Consider the following 13,509-nt stretch of genomic DNA (forward strand, 5'->3'; position numbering starts at 1 on the left):
GCATGAACCGCCCGCGCGCGGGAATCAAGCGGGCGGAGGTGGCGCGGTCCCGGGGAGGGACGCTGTCCCTCCCCGGACCCCACCCTGCCAGGAGCCTAGAGGCTCCTGGACCTGCTTCACTTGGTGCCCTGATTGCCAAGGGGGCCTCCCGGCGTTTTCCGCCGGGAGGCCCCCTTGGCAATCAGGGCTCTAAAATGATCCGGGTGCAGGGGCCTGCAGGCTCCTGCCGGGTGGGTCCGGGAGGGCAGAGCCCTGCCGGGGGCAGCACTACCCCCGCCGCCTGGCCGCGAAGCGGACGGCTTCCTCGGCGGCGCGGAACAGGGCGCGGGCTTTTTGGCGGGTCTCTTCGTACTCGGCTTGGGGGTCGCTGTCGGCGACCACGCCGGCGCCAGCCTGGACGTGCATGACGCCGTCCTTCACCAGGGCGGTGCGCAGGCCGATGCAGGTGTCCATGCTGCCATCGGCCGCGAAATAGCCGAAGCCGCCCGCGTAGATGCCGCGGCGGGAGGGTTCGAGTTCCTCGATCACTTCCATGGCGCGGATCTTGGGGGCGCCGGTCAGGGTGCCGGCAGGGAAGCCGGCCTCGAAGGCATCGAGCGCGTCCAGGCCGTCGCGGAGCCGGCCCTGCACTTCGCTGCCGATATGCATCACCTGGGAATAGCGCTCGATCTGGAACTGCGCCGGGACGCGGACGCTGCCGATGGCAGCAACCCGGCCGACATCGTTGCGGCCGAGGTCGAGGAGCATCAGGTGCTCCGCCCGCTCCTTGGGATCGGCCAGCAGCTCGACCTCCAGGGCGCGGTCCTCCTCGGGCGTCGCGCCGCGGCGGCGGGTGCCGGCGAGGGGGCGGACGGTGACGATGCCGTCGCGCAGCCGCACCAGGATCTCGGGCGAGGCGCCGACGGCCGCGAAGCCGCCGAAGTCGAAATGGAACAGGAAGGGCGCCGGGTTGATCCGTCGCAGCGCGCGGTAGAGCGCGAAGGAGGGCAGGCCGAAGGGCACCGAGAAACGCTGCGACGGCACGACCTGGAAGCAGTCGCCGGCGCGGATATATTCCTTCGCCCGCTCCACAGCCGCCACGAAGCCTTCCTCGGTGAAGTTGGAGCTGGGCTGCGGCAGGGCGGGCAGGTCGGCGGGGGGCGCCGCCCGCGGCACCGGCCGGTCGAGCGCTGCCTCGGCTTCGTCGAGCCGGGCATGTGCGGTTTCCCAGGCAGCGGTGGGATCGGCGGCGGCTTCCGGCCAGACCGGCGCACAAAGGCTCAGCGTGTCGCGCACATGGTCGAAGACGACGATCACGGTCGGGCGCAGGAGCACGGCGTCGGGGATGCCGAGCACATCCGGGTTCTTCGCCGGCAGCCGCTCCATCAGCCGCACCATGTCGTAGCCGAGATAGCCGTAGAAGCCGGCGCCGATCGGCGGCAGGCCGGGCGGCAGCGCCATGCGCCCGAGCGCGATCGCGTCGCGCAGGCTTTCCAGCGCCGGCTTCTCCACCGGCACGAAGGCGTGCGGGGCGGAGAGGGCGTGGCGGTTGATCTCGGCGCGGCCGTCGCGGCAGCGCCAGACGACGTCCGGCGCATAGCCGATCGCGGAGTAGCGGCCGCGGGCCGAACCGCCTTCGACGCTCTCGAGCAGGAAGGCGTTGGGCTTGCCGTCGGCGAGCTTCAGATAGGCGCCGACCGGCGTTTCCAGATCGGCGACCCGCTCGCGCACCAGCACATGACCGCCGCCGGCGGCCAGCGCGGCGGCGAAGGGGGCATAGCCCTCGCTCATCGAGACAGGCTTTCGAGCATCGGTCGGTTGATCCGGATGTCGCTGCGCGCCCGGAGCGCCGCCTGCAACTGGAGTTCGAGGTCGTCGCCGATCGAGCGGGTCACCTCGGTGCGCATCCGCGCCAGCGCATCGGCTTCGGCGGCGAGGTCGGGGATATTGATCTCGGCGACCTGGCCGACCGCGAAGCCGGTGCGGGTCGCGACCATCGTCGCCTCGCCGCGCGCCAGCTCGAAGAGGGGCGAGACCAGCTCGGGCGGGATCGGCGTCTGCGCGTCGGGCTGGCGGCTGATGGGGCCGACGCGCCCGGCGGTCGCGTTCGCGGCCGCGGCGGCCTCGGCGAAGGGCGTGCCGGCGCGGAGGGCGGTCAGCATCGCGGTCGCCGCCTCTTCCTGATGCCGGCGCTTCGCGTCCTCGATGAAGCCGGTCCGCACCGCATCCTGCACGCTCTCGAAGGGGCGCAGTTGGGGGGCGATGACCTCGCGCAGCTCGACGGCGATGAAGCCGTCCACCGACTCGTTCAGCCGCGCGGCATCGCCCTGATTGGCGGCGAAGATCAGCCGCAGCGTCTCCGGCCGCTGTGCCGGGCGGACCGGCAGCTCCACCTCGTTGCCATCGGCATCGCGGCCCTGGGCATCGATGCGCACCACGGCGAAGCGCAGGTCGTTGCCGCGCGCCACCTCCTCCAGCGTGGCGCCGCCGGCGAGCTGGTCCTCGATCTGGGTGGAGCGCTGGAACACGACGTCGAGCGCCTTTTCGGCCGCGACTTCCCGGCGCACCTCCTCCCGGACATCGGCCAGCGTCCGGGTCACGCCGGGCGTCACCCGCTCGGCGCGCAGCACGTGCCAGCCGAAGGGGCTGCGGACGGGGTCGGAGACGGCGCCCTGCGCCAGCCCGAAGGCGGCCTCGGCCAGCGCCGGCACCGGCAGGCCCGTGCGGTCGGTCTCCGGCAGTTCCACCGCCTGGCCGGACGCTTCGCGCGCCGCGGCCTCGATGTCGCTCCAGCCGGCGCCGGCCTTCCAGCGTTCGGCGATGGCGCGGGCGGCGGCTTCGTCCTGCACCACGACCTGCTGCAGGACGCGCTTCTCCGGGGTCTCGTACTGGGCGCGGCGCTGGTCGTAGGCGGCCGCGATCTCGGCGTCGGTGACATTGACGCCGCCGGCCAACATGTCGGCGGTCAGCACCGCGACCACCGCCTCGCGCAGCGCGGGGGTCGAGAAGCGGTCCGGATTATTCTCGTGGAAGCGCTGGAGCTGGGCTTCGCTGGGCGCCGCCGGCTCCGGTGCCGCAGCGACGGGGAATTGCGCCACCTCGGCGATGCGCCGCTCCTGCAGGAAGCGGGTCAGGGGATCGGCGATCGCGGCCGGGGCGGCCGCGCCGGCGCGCACCGCGGCGACGATCTGCCGGGCCTTCAGGCCGTTCCGGATCTGCTCCAGGAACTGCGGCTCGGTCATCTCGTTCATGCGCAGGAACTGGGCCAGCAGATCCGGGGAAAAGCGGCCGTCGACGCCGTGGAAGGCGGGGACGGAGAAGACCGTGGCGCGCACCGCGTCGTCCGGCACCACGACGCTGAGCCGGCGCGCCTCGCTCCGCATCACGCGGTCGAGCACCAGCCCGTCCACGGCCTGGGCGGTGAGCGCCTTGCGGATCTCATCATTGCCGTCGAAGTTCTGGCGGAGCTGGCGGGTGATGCGCGCGATCTCCCGCCGGGCGGCCTGCTGCGCCTCCTCGACCGGGATCGGCTGTCCGTCCACCCGGGCCAGCGCATCGTCCCGGCCCCAGTTGCGGACGCTGTCCTCGATGCCCCAGATCGCGAAGGATCCGATCAGGAGGATGAACAGGACCTTGGCGAACCAGGTGGCAGCGAGCTTGCGTAGGGCGGTGAGCATCGGTTTCCGACTGCGAAAAGGCGGCGGACCATAGGGGAAGCGGCCCCCGGTTGCCAAACGCCGAGGCGCGGCCTAACCCGCCTGAGAGCCCATTCGGGCGGGTGCCGGCCATGGCCCGCGAGCCACGGGGCTGTCGAGAGGCCCGCAACCAGCCCCGAACCGGCTCCGAGAGCACGGGAGCATATCATGACGCCGGGAATCCGCCCCCTGATCGCCGGGAACTGGAAGATGCACGGGACGCTGCGGGATGCCGCGGCGCTGGCGGAGGCAGTGCGGGCGGGGGCGCCGGCGGGGGTGGATCTGCTGATCTGCCCGCCCTTCGTGCATCTGCACGTGGTCGCCGCCGCGATGCTCGGCCAGCCGGTCGCGGTCGGAGGGCAGGACTGCCATGCCGCGGCGAAAGGCGCGCATACCGGGGATGTGGCCGCGGTGATGCTGCGCGACGTCGGCGCGACGCATGTGATCCTGGGCCATTCCGAGCGCCGCGCCGATCACGGCGAGACCGATGCCGGCGTGCGCGCCAAGGCCGAGGCCGCGATCGGCGCCGGCCTGACCCCGATCATCTGCGTCGGCGAGACCCTGGCGCAGCGCGAGGCGGGCGAGGCGGAGGCGGTGGTCGCCGCCCAGGTGAAGGGGAGCCTGCCGGAGGGCTTCCTGGCGGCGGGCGGGGTCGTCGCCTATGAGCCGGTCTGGGCAATCGGCACCGGCAGGACGCCGACCGAGGCCGATATTGCGGCGATCCATGCCGTGCTGCGGGGCCTGACCTCCCCCGCGACCCGGCTGCTCTATGGCGGCTCGGTCAAGCCCGCGAATGCCAAGGCGATCCTCGGCCTGCCGCATGTGGATGGCGCCCTGGTCGGCGGCGCCAGCCTGGTCGCCGCCGATTTCCTGGCGATCGCCGGGGCCGCGGGCCCCTGAGCCTGGTCCGGGGAACGGCTGTGCAACGCTGCCCCCTACCCATCCGGCCCGCCGCCCGCTAGAAGCCCGCCTCATGGCCACCCTGCTTCTCATCATCCATCTCTTCGTCACCCTGGCGCTGATCGGCGTCGTGCTGCTGCAGCGCAGTGAGGGCGGCGGGCTCGGCGTCGGCTCCTCCCAGGGGATGGGGTCCTTCATGACCGGGCGAGGCACGGCCAATCTGCTGACCCGCACCACCGCCGTCCTCGGCACCATGTTCTTCGTGCTGTCGATCACGCTGGCGCTGATCAACCGCGGCGGCTCCGGCCCGCGTTCGATCCTCGATTCGCCGCCGCCGGCTGCCGCGCCGGCTGCTCCCGCGGTGCCGGTCGCGCCGCCGCCGCCCGCGGTGCCGACCAACTGAACCGGGTCACCCCCGCGTCGCCGCGCGCCGCTCCGGGCGCCGCAACCTTCTGTTTTGCGAGCAGATTCACGCCTCCGGGCTAGTCAGCCCGACGGCGATCTGCTCAGGCCACTTCAACCACTTCGCAGCGCATGGCCGCCGCCCGCATCGTGCGGGTGGCATCTCCGCGCGCATCACGCTAGGAAGGACGCCCATGACGCGGTTCGTATTCATCACCGGCGGCGTGGTTTCCTCCCTCGGCAAGGGCATCGCGGCGGCGTCTCTCGGCGCCCTGCTGCAGGCCCGCGGCTACAGGGTCCGGCTGCGCAAGCTCGACCCCTACCTCAACGTCGATCCGGGGACGATGAGCCCCTATCAGCACGGCGAGGTCTTCGTGACCGATGACGGGGCCGAGACCGATCTCGACCTCGGCCATTATGAGCGCTTCACCGGCGTGCATGCCTCCAAGGCCGACAACTGGACCACGGGGCGCATCTATTCCGACGTGATCGCGGCGGAGCGGCGGGGCGATTATCTCGGCGGCACCGTGCAGGTGATTCCGCACATCACCGACAAGATCAAGGAAGTCATCCAGGCCGAGACCGACGGCTATGACTTCGTACTGGTCGAGATCGGCGGCACCGTCGGCGACATCGAGAGCCTGCCCTTCCTCGAGGCCATCCGCCAGTTCGCGAACGAGCTCGGCCCGCAGCGCAGCGTCTTCATCCACCTGACGCTGGTTCCCTATATCCCGGCGGCCGGCGAGCTGAAGACCAAGCCGACCCAGCACAGCGTGAAGGAGCTGCTCGGCCTCGGCATCCAGCCGCAGATCCTGCTCTGCCGCTGCGACCGGCCGATCCCGGAGAATGAGCGGCGCAAGATCGCCCTCTTCTGCAATGTCCGCCCCGAGAGCGTGATCCCCGCCCTCGACGCCAGCACCATCTACGAGGTGCCGATCCGCTACCATGAGGAGGGGCTGGACCGCGAAGTGCTGCGGCACTTCAACCTCTCGGTCTATGGCGAGCCGGACATGTCGGTCTGGACCCGGATCATGCAGTCGATCCGGGCGCCGGAGGGCGAGGTCACCATTGCCGTCGTCGGTAAGTACACGAACCTGCTCGACAGCTACAAAAGCCTGGCCGAGGCGCTGGCCCATGGCGGCTTCCCGCACAATGTGAAGGTCAAGCTCGACTGGGTCGACAGCCAGATCTTCGAGACCGGCGACGCCGAAGCGGTGGCGCGACTCGAGGATGTGCACGGCATCCTGGTGCCCGGCGGCTTCGGGGAGCGTGGTTCCGAAGGCAAGATCGAGGCGGTGCGCTTCGCGCGCGAGCGGAAGATCCCGTTCTTCGGCATCTGCTTCGGCATGCAGATGGCGGTGATCGAGGCGGGGCGGAACCTGCTCGGCCTCAAAGGCGCCTCCTCCACCGAATTCGGCCCCTGCGCCGAGCCGATGGTCGGCCTCCTCACGGAATGGCTGCGCGGCAACGAGATGGAGCGGCGCGCGGCGGCGGGCGACCTCGGCGGCACCATGCGCCTCGGCGCCTATCCGGCGCATCTCGCCGAAGATTCGCTGGTGCGGCGGGTCTATGGCGAAGCCGACATCTCCGAACGCCATCGCCACCGCTACGAGGTGAACGTCGCCTATCGCGGCAAGCTGGAAGAGGCGGGGCTGCGCTTCTCCGGCATGTCGCCGGACGGCGTGCTGCCGGAGATCGTCGAGTATCCCGACCATCCCTGGTTCATCGGCGTGCAGTACCATCCGGAGCTGAAGTCGAAACCCTTCGCACCGCACCCCCTCTTCGCGGGGTTCATCGGCGCCGCGGTGCGCCAGGCGAGGCTGGTATGACCACGCCCCGCACGGTCCAGGTCGGCCCGGTCGCCATCGGCAACCACCTGCCGCTGGTCTTCATCTCCGGCCCCTGCCAGATCGAGAGCCGGGCGCATGCGCTGGAGACGGCGGCGGCGCTGGCCGAGATGGCGAAGGCCGCCGGCATCGGGCTGATCTACAAGTCGAGCTACGACAAGGCGAACCGCACCAGCGTCGGCGCCCAGCGCGGTATCGGCATGGCGGAGGGCCTCGCCATCCTCGCGGAGGTGCGGGAAAAGACCGGCCTGCCCACGCTGACCGACGTGCATGCGCCCGAGCAATGCGCGCCGGCCGCCGAGGCCGTGGATGTGCTGCAGATCCCGGCCTTCCTGTCGCGCCAGACGGACCTGCTGCTGGCGGCAGGCGCGACCGGCCGCGCGGTGAACGTGAAGAAGGGCCAGTTCCTCGCACCCTGGGACATGAAGAACGTCGCCGCCAAGATTGCGAGCACCGGCAACGAGAACATCCTGCTCTGCGAGCGCGGCGCGAGCTTCGGCTACAACACGCTGATCTCCGACATGCGTGCGCTGCCGATCATGGCGGAGACCGGCTATCCCGTGGTCTTCGATGCGACCCATTCGGTGCAGCAGCCGGGCGGGCAGGGCGCGTCTTCCGGTGGTCAGCGCGAGTTCGCCCCGGTGCTGGCGCGGGCGGCCATCGCGGTCGGCTGCGCGGCGGTCTTCATCGAGACGCATCAGGACCCGGATCACGCCCCCTCCGACGGGCCGAACATGATCCCGCTGCGCGAGATGCCGGCGCTGATCGCCCGCCTAATGGGTTTCGATCGCCTGGCCAAGCAGGGCTGACCCGGCGGGCGGGCAGGACCGTGCCCGCCTCCCTCCGCTCGGGCGCCGGCTTGTAACCTTCCTTTTACCTCGGATGCTTCACGCTCCGGGGCATGCGCATCGACTATTCCCAAAAGGGTGTGGCGCAGCCGATCTTCGAGTCCGGTGACCTGGTGCGCCTGTGCCACGACGATCTCGGTGAGATCATCACCTTCCGCAGCGGCGAATGGGGCCGCGTGGTGCGCGTTGCCGAGGCCGATCTCGATGTTCGGCTGGCGGGCTATTCGCGTCCGCGCAGCACCCCGATGGCGATCGCCCGCAACGTGCCGAAGCATTGGGTCGAACCCTGCGACGGATACGGCGTGCCGGTCGCGCTGCGTCAGCGCGACCTCGACTTCACCCGGCGCTGAGGAACCGGCCCATGCGTATCGAATACTCCCGCGAAGGCCTTCCGACGGCGATCTATGAACCCGGCGACTTCGTCCGGCTCCGCCGCGATGAGGAGGGGGAGGTGGTCACCGCCCGGGCCGGCGATTGGGGCCAGGTCACGCGGGTCGAGCACGGCAACCTCGACATCCGTTTCGCCGGCCACAGCCGGCCGCGCACCTCGGACCTGCCGGTCGCCCGCGACGTCCCGGCCTGGATCGTGGATCCCTGCGACCGCCGCGGCCGGATCACGCAGTTGCAGCGCGACCTCGACACGGCGCGCGCCAGGGCGGGTTAGAGCGCAATGGCTTGAGCGTCCGATGATCGGAGGGCTGAAGGGCCCGGAGGTCTGAATTGGACGCTCCACCTACAAGGCCGGTCCGCCGAAAAGCCTGGATCACGCGATCCGGGGCACGATCACGCCGTCACCTTCGCCGTCTGCACACGATTCCTGCCGCTGCGTTTCGCCTCGTACAGGGCGGCATCGGCCGCCGCGACCAGGTCGCGCGCGCTCGATCGAAACCCCGGCACGATCGCGGCGATGCCGATGCTGACCGTCACTTCGCGCAGGACGCCGGGGATCGAGGTGTTCAGCGCGACGACGCCGTCGCGGATGCGCCCGGCGATCACGTCCGTCGCCGCCAGGTCGGCGCCGGGCAGGACGACGGCGAACTCATCCCCGGCATATCGCGCCGCCAGGCCGATGCCGTGCCGGACATTGTGCCGCAGCACTTCCGAGATCAGTTGCAGGCAGTCATCGCCGGCGGTGTGGCCGTGACGATCATTGTAGGCCTTGAAGTGGTCGACATCGACGATCATCAGGCCGATCGAGCGGCTCGAATGCAGGCTGCGCTGCCACTCGACGTCGAGCCTGGCGTCCAGGCGGCGGCGATTGGCAAGCCCCGTCAGCGGATCCGTCGCGCTGAGCTCGGTGAGTTCGAGGTTGGCCTGTTCGAGCGCCAGCAGATGGCCGCGCAGCCGATCGGCGAGGAGCTGGTTCTCGATCGACAGCCGCATCGACAGCACGACGCTGCGGCCGAGGCTGCGGGCCATGTACGCGACGAGGCCGCAGAGCAGCATGGTGCCGAGTGCGAGATAGTTGCCCTCGGGTCGCGCCATGCGCAGGAACCCCGCGGCGATCAGCACGAAGATGGGCACATACATCGCAGCATGGGCAGGCCAGTAGGCGATACTGGAGAAGGATCCCACCGCGATCGCCATGACGAAGCAGCACAGCACCACGAGCTGGTACTGCTCACCGACATCGGTCAGCCAGTAGCAGGCGATGCCGCATGCCGTGCCGAGCAGGCCATTGAGGATGCTGACCACGGCCGCCCATCGCGCGGGGGGCCAATGCTTCGGAACGCCGCGGCGGAAGGCGATGGCGGCGGCGATGCGGATGCCGGCGATCAGGGCAAGGGCGGCCAGCCAGAGCACCAGGCCCGCCTGCACACTCTCCTGCCAATAGGCGGCGGCAACCACCGCAGCACCCAGCCAACTGAATGTCGCCGCGGCCGGCGTCGAGGCGAAGATGCTGCCGATCCGGGCCATAAGCAGGGCCGGCGCTGCCTCCCGGACTCCGTCGGGAATACCGGCCAGCGTCATCAGAGACGAGTTTTCCTTGGGCGCGGTGGGGTTCTTTGCGGTCTTCCCCATGAAAATCACGCCGAGAGCCCCCAATGCGGAGCGGATGATGGGGCGCACGAAAAAACGAAACGCCGCCTGCATCCATCGACCCCGGCCTGTGCGCGCATCGGCGCGCCACCGACCTCAGCCTGGCGCCCCTTCGTCATCCCCGAAAAGGAACGAGCGGCGCAGACCTGTCTACCGGCAATCGGCATCTGATGTGTTGACCTGTGGTAAACCCACCGCGGCACGATGGCATACGACATGCCGCTCCTCCAGCGAAACCACTGGATCACGGCGGTCCGCATGGTCGTCCCGCTCCTGGGCAGGATCTTCTGCCGCGCCGGCTTGCGGCACGGCGCCGGGCGCTCTATCCGCCTTCCGACAGGAGCCCGGAGAGAACCCCATGGCCGCCATCGCCGACATCATCGCCCGCGAAGTGCTGGACAGCCGGGGCAACCCGACCGTCGAGGCCGAAGTGGTGCTCGACAGCGGCGCCATCGGCCGCGCCATCGTCCCCTCCGGCGCCTCCACCGGCGCGCATGAGGCGGTGGAGCTGCGCGACGGCGACAAGGCCCGCTTCGGCGGCAAGGGCGTACGGAAGGCCGTCGCCAACATCGAGGGCGAGATCTTCGATGCGATCGGCGGCATGGACGCGACCGAGCAGGTCAAGATCGACGAGACGATGATCGAGCTCGACGGCACGCCGAACAAGGCACGCCTTGGTGCCAACGCGACGCTCGCCGTCTCGCTCGCGGTCGCCAAGGCGGCGGCCGAGGAGATCGGCATGCCGCTCTACCGCTATGTCGGCGGCACCTTCGCCCGCACCCTGCCGGTGCCGATGATGAACATCATCAATGGCGGCAAGCACGCGGACAACCCGATCGACATCCAGGAATTCATGGTCATGCCGGTCGCCGCCGGCACCATGGCGGATGCGGTCAGGGTCGGCGCCGAGATCTTCGCGGCGCTCAAGAAGGCGCTGCACGACGCCGGCCACAACACCAATGTCGGCGACGAGGGCGGCTTCGCGCCGAATATCGGCTCCGCCGACGAGGCGCTGGCCTTCATCGCCAAGGCCTGCGAAGCCGCCGGCCACCGCGTGGGCGAGGATGTGGTCTTCGCGCTCGATTGCGCGGCGACCGAGTTCTTCCACGATGGCGCCTACAAGCTGGAAGGCGAGGGCAAGACCTTCGACCAGGCCGGCATGGTCGACTACCTCGCCGGGCTCTGCGCCAAGTGGCCGATCGTCTCGATCGAGGATGGCTGCGCCGAGGATGACTGGGCCGGCTGGAAGCTGCTGACCGACAAGCTCGGCGCCAAGGTGCAACTGGTCGGCGACGACCTTTTCGTCACCAACCCGGAGCGGCTCCGCCTCGGCATCGAGCGGGCAACCGCCAATGCCATCCTGGTGAAGGTCAACCAGATCGGCACCCTGTCGGAGACGCTGGACGCGGTCGAGATCGCGCATCGCGCCGCCTATCGCGCGGTGATGAGCCACCGCTCCGGCGAGACCGAGGATGCGACTATCGCCGATCTCGCGGTGGCGACCAATTGCGGGCAGATCAAGACCGGCTCGCTCAGCCGCTCCGACCGGTTGGCCAAGTACAATCAGCTTATCCGCATCGAGCAGGACCTCGGCACCGCTGCGCGTTACGCCGGCCGCAGCGCGCTGCGCCGCTGACACGGCAGCGGCTCGCCGCTCGCCCGGCGGCGCGTCGGAGCGGAATTTGCTCCGATCGCGGTGCCTTGCACGGTTTTCACGCAGGCGGGATGCGATCTCGCTTGCCAAGCGACTCCGATGTTGATTCTCTGCGACAGGGGTTAGGGGATCGCTGACTGCCATGAGTTTCTGGCGGGAGCTGAAGCGGCGCGCCAAGGACGCGGTGCTGCCGCTCTTTTTCATCGGAGTGTGCTCCTATTTCGGCTGGCACGCGCGCCATGGCGAACGCGGCCTGATCGCGTTCGAGCAGCGCACTGCCGAGATCGCGGCCGCGCGCGCGGAGCTCGTCCGCGTGGAGGCGGAGCGGGACGCAATGGAACGCCGCGTGCACGGATTGCGCAGCGACCGGCTTGATCGCGACCAGCTCGACGAGCGGGCCCGGGCATTGCTGAACATGGCCGGTCGCGACGAGATCGTGCTGCCTTATGGGCCAGGCCGTAGCCTGTACTGAGCGGCATCAGCGCGGTGCGAGCCTCGCCGCCCCTTTCTTACCCGGCGCTCGCTATCCTCTGACCGCCCGTGGCTTCGGCGTGGCGACGCGTAAAGCGTGTATCGAGGGAGCCCTGCTCTCCTATCGGTAGTGCCCATTCTTGCAGTTCAATTTAAGAAACGAGTCACTGGCTTATTTCTCCGATCTAAGACACGGAGCCGTCTCACGGGCTGAATTTTGGGTCTCTCTGCCCCCTTTCGAACGGGCATCCACGGATTTACTCTGGCTTACATAGATGATCTGTGGAGACGAAATGCGCACCCTTGTTCTGGGCGGTCTGAGCTTGCTCGCCGCGGGATGCCAGGCCTCGGCACCACCGCCTCCGCCACCGGCCATGTCCGATGTTCAGAAAGCGGCGTGCATGCGCGGCGTCATCGCGACCGACCTCCAGGGTCTGCCCCGGCTGACGCCGGCCAGTGCCCGTGCCATGGGCGAACGCGCGGCCAACCAATGCGGCTACGAGGCCGGGCAGGAACTCGAAGGCGCGATCGCCGAAGGGGCCAATTTCGCGACCCAGCTCCAGGCGGCGCTCAACCGGCGCCGCATCGTGGCGGTCAACGGCGACGCGCCGGGCTCGCCGCGCGAGGAGACGGCAAGGCCGCCCACCCGCGAACAGGAGATCCAGGAGGCTCGCGAGATCTACGCGGCCTGCATCCGGGACAATGCGATATCCCTGGCGCGGGCGACCGCGGAATCAGCGACCGTGGTGGCGGAGGCAGCCGGCGGCGCCTGCGCGGTGGACCGGGCGCGGCTGGCGCAGCTTGGCGGCGCCAGGTTGCAGGAGGACATGGATCGCCTGAACCGGCCGATCGCCCTCAACACCATCATCCGCGCGCGGGCGACCGCTGCACCGGCGCGGCCCGCAACCCAGTGATCTGACATCGGCACGGTTTCGGAGGCATCTACGCCGGAACCGGCAACTGCCGCAGGCCCGGCAAGGGCGAGCGCAGGACTAGCGCCAGCGACACGGCGAAGCCGCCTGCGGCCAGCAGCAGCGCGGCTTCGGGGCTGAATCCCGCCGCCAGCGCGCCGCCGGCCAGCGCGCCGAGCGGGCGCACACCGAAGACCGCAACCTGCAGCGTGGCGCCGACCCGGCCCAGCAGCGCCGGCGGCGTCACCGCCTGGCGCAGGCTGGTCTGCGCCACCTGCCAGAGCATCGGCCCGAAGCCCAGCAGGAACTGCCCCGCCGCCAGCAGCGCCAGCCCGGCGCCATGCGGCGCCGCCAGCAGCAGCAGCGCCGCGACGGCCGACAGCAGCGGGCCGGCCAGCAGGGCGGCGCCCGGCGTGCTGCGGCGTGCCAGCGGGGCCGCGACCAGTGCCGCGACCACCAGCCCCGCGCCATAGGCGCCGATCGCGATGCCCGCTGCCGCCGGCCCAAGCCCGAGCGGCCCCAGTGCCAGCGGCACCAACACCGCCTGCAAGGCGAAGAAGGCCAGGTTCCAGGCGACGGCCACCCGCGCGATGGCAAAAAGATGCGTCTCCCGCCGCACGAAGCGCGCGCCTTCCCCGATTGCGGCCCGCAGCTTCGGCCGCGCCGTGACCGGACCCGGCAACGCCGGCAGCCGCGTCGTGGCGATCGCGGCGACGACGCCCGCCAGGGCCGCGAGGCCGAGCGCCGCCCGGGGTTCGCCCC

Annotated in this window: 12 protein-coding genes and 1 pseudogene; 9 read left to right on the forward strand and 4 right to left on the reverse strand. The window is 70.2% G+C overall.

What is annotated here, in order from left to right:
* Positions 1–267: 267 nt before the first annotated feature.
* Complete coding sequence (gene trpE / locus GXW71_RS29275; RefSeq protein ID WP_211856255.1) at positions 268–1,770, reverse strand: anthranilate synthase component I; 1,503 nt, start codon at positions 1,768–1,770, stop codon at positions 268–270.
* Entirely contained in the window at positions 1,767–3,656 is a 1,890-nt protein-coding gene (locus GXW71_RS29280) for a peptidylprolyl isomerase (RefSeq protein ID WP_211856256.1), read from the reverse strand. Before GXW71_RS29280 ends, trpE begins: the two co-directional genes overlap by 4 nt.
* Before the next feature lie 198 nt (positions 3,657–3,854).
* On the opposite strand from GXW71_RS29280, the gene tpiA reads away from it, so the two are divergent.
* The 6 genes from tpiA (at position 3,855) to GXW71_RS29310 (ending at position 8,335) form a co-directional block, all read left to right on the forward strand.
* Positions 3,855–4,574: a triose-phosphate isomerase gene (gene tpiA / locus GXW71_RS29285; protein WP_211856271.1), complete on the forward strand. Its 720-nt coding sequence runs from the start codon at positions 3,855–3,857 to the stop codon at positions 4,572–4,574.
* A 73-nt stretch (positions 4,575–4,647) separates the two neighbouring features.
* Positions 4,648–4,977: a preprotein translocase subunit SecG gene (gene secG / locus GXW71_RS29290; protein WP_211856257.1), complete on the forward strand. Its 330-nt coding sequence runs from the start codon at positions 4,648–4,650 to the stop codon at positions 4,975–4,977.
* Between the two features lie 193 nt (positions 4,978–5,170).
* Entirely contained in the window at positions 5,171–6,805 is a 1,635-nt protein-coding gene (locus GXW71_RS29295; RefSeq protein ID WP_211856258.1) for a CTP synthase, read from the forward strand.
* A complete protein-coding gene (kdsA, locus tag GXW71_RS29300; protein ID WP_211856259.1) occupies positions 6,802–7,632 on the forward strand; it encodes a 3-deoxy-8-phosphooctulonate synthase in 831 nt (276 codons plus the stop codon). The genes GXW71_RS29295 and kdsA overlap by 4 nt, the downstream gene beginning before the upstream one ends.
* A 92-nt stretch (positions 7,633–7,724) precedes the next feature.
* Complete coding sequence (locus GXW71_RS29305) at positions 7,725–8,021, forward strand: hypothetical protein (protein ID WP_211856260.1); 297 nt, start codon at positions 7,725–7,727, stop codon at positions 8,019–8,021.
* An 11-nt stretch (positions 8,022–8,032) separates the two neighbouring features.
* Positions 8,033–8,335: a hypothetical protein gene (locus GXW71_RS29310; RefSeq protein WP_211856261.1), complete on the forward strand. Its 303-nt coding sequence runs from the start codon at positions 8,033–8,035 to the stop codon at positions 8,333–8,335.
* Positions 8,336–8,454: 119 nt separating this feature from the next.
* On the opposite strand, the gene GXW71_RS29315 is transcribed toward GXW71_RS29310, so the two are convergent.
* Complete coding sequence (locus GXW71_RS29315) at positions 8,455–9,642, reverse strand: GGDEF domain-containing protein (protein ID WP_211856262.1); 1,188 nt, start codon at positions 9,640–9,642, stop codon at positions 8,455–8,457.
* 427 nt (positions 9,643–10,069) lie between these two features.
* Here GXW71_RS29315 and eno point away from each other — a divergent pair, with 427 nt between their 5' ends.
* The 3 genes from eno to GXW71_RS29330 all read left to right on the forward strand — a co-directional run bounded on the left by eno (position 10,070) and on the right by GXW71_RS29330 (position 12,750).
* On the forward strand, positions 10,070–11,347 hold the full coding sequence (gene eno / locus GXW71_RS29320; protein ID WP_211856263.1) for a phosphopyruvate hydratase: 1,278 nt from the start codon (positions 10,070–10,072) through the stop codon (positions 11,345–11,347).
* 160 nt (positions 11,348–11,507) lie between these two features.
* Positions 11,508–11,837, forward strand: a complete 330-nt coding sequence (locus tag GXW71_RS29325; protein WP_211856264.1) for an FtsB family cell division protein — start codon at positions 11,508–11,510, stop codon at positions 11,835–11,837.
* 400 nt (positions 11,838–12,237) lie between these two features.
* Positions 12,238–12,750: a hypothetical protein gene (locus tag GXW71_RS29330; RefSeq protein ID WP_211856265.1), complete on the forward strand. Its 513-nt coding sequence runs from the start codon at positions 12,238–12,240 to the stop codon at positions 12,748–12,750.
* A gap of 28 nt (positions 12,751–12,778) precedes the next feature.
* On the opposite strand, the pseudogene GXW71_RS29335 reads toward GXW71_RS29330, so the two are convergent.
* Positions 12,779–13,509, reverse strand: a pseudogene (locus GXW71_RS29335) (MFS transporter); the annotation flags it as partial.

It is taken from the genome of Plastoroseomonas hellenica (assembly GCF_018129085.1).
GTDB classification, from domain to species: domain Bacteria; phylum Pseudomonadota; class Alphaproteobacteria; order Acetobacterales; family Acetobacteraceae; genus Plastoroseomonas; species Plastoroseomonas hellenica.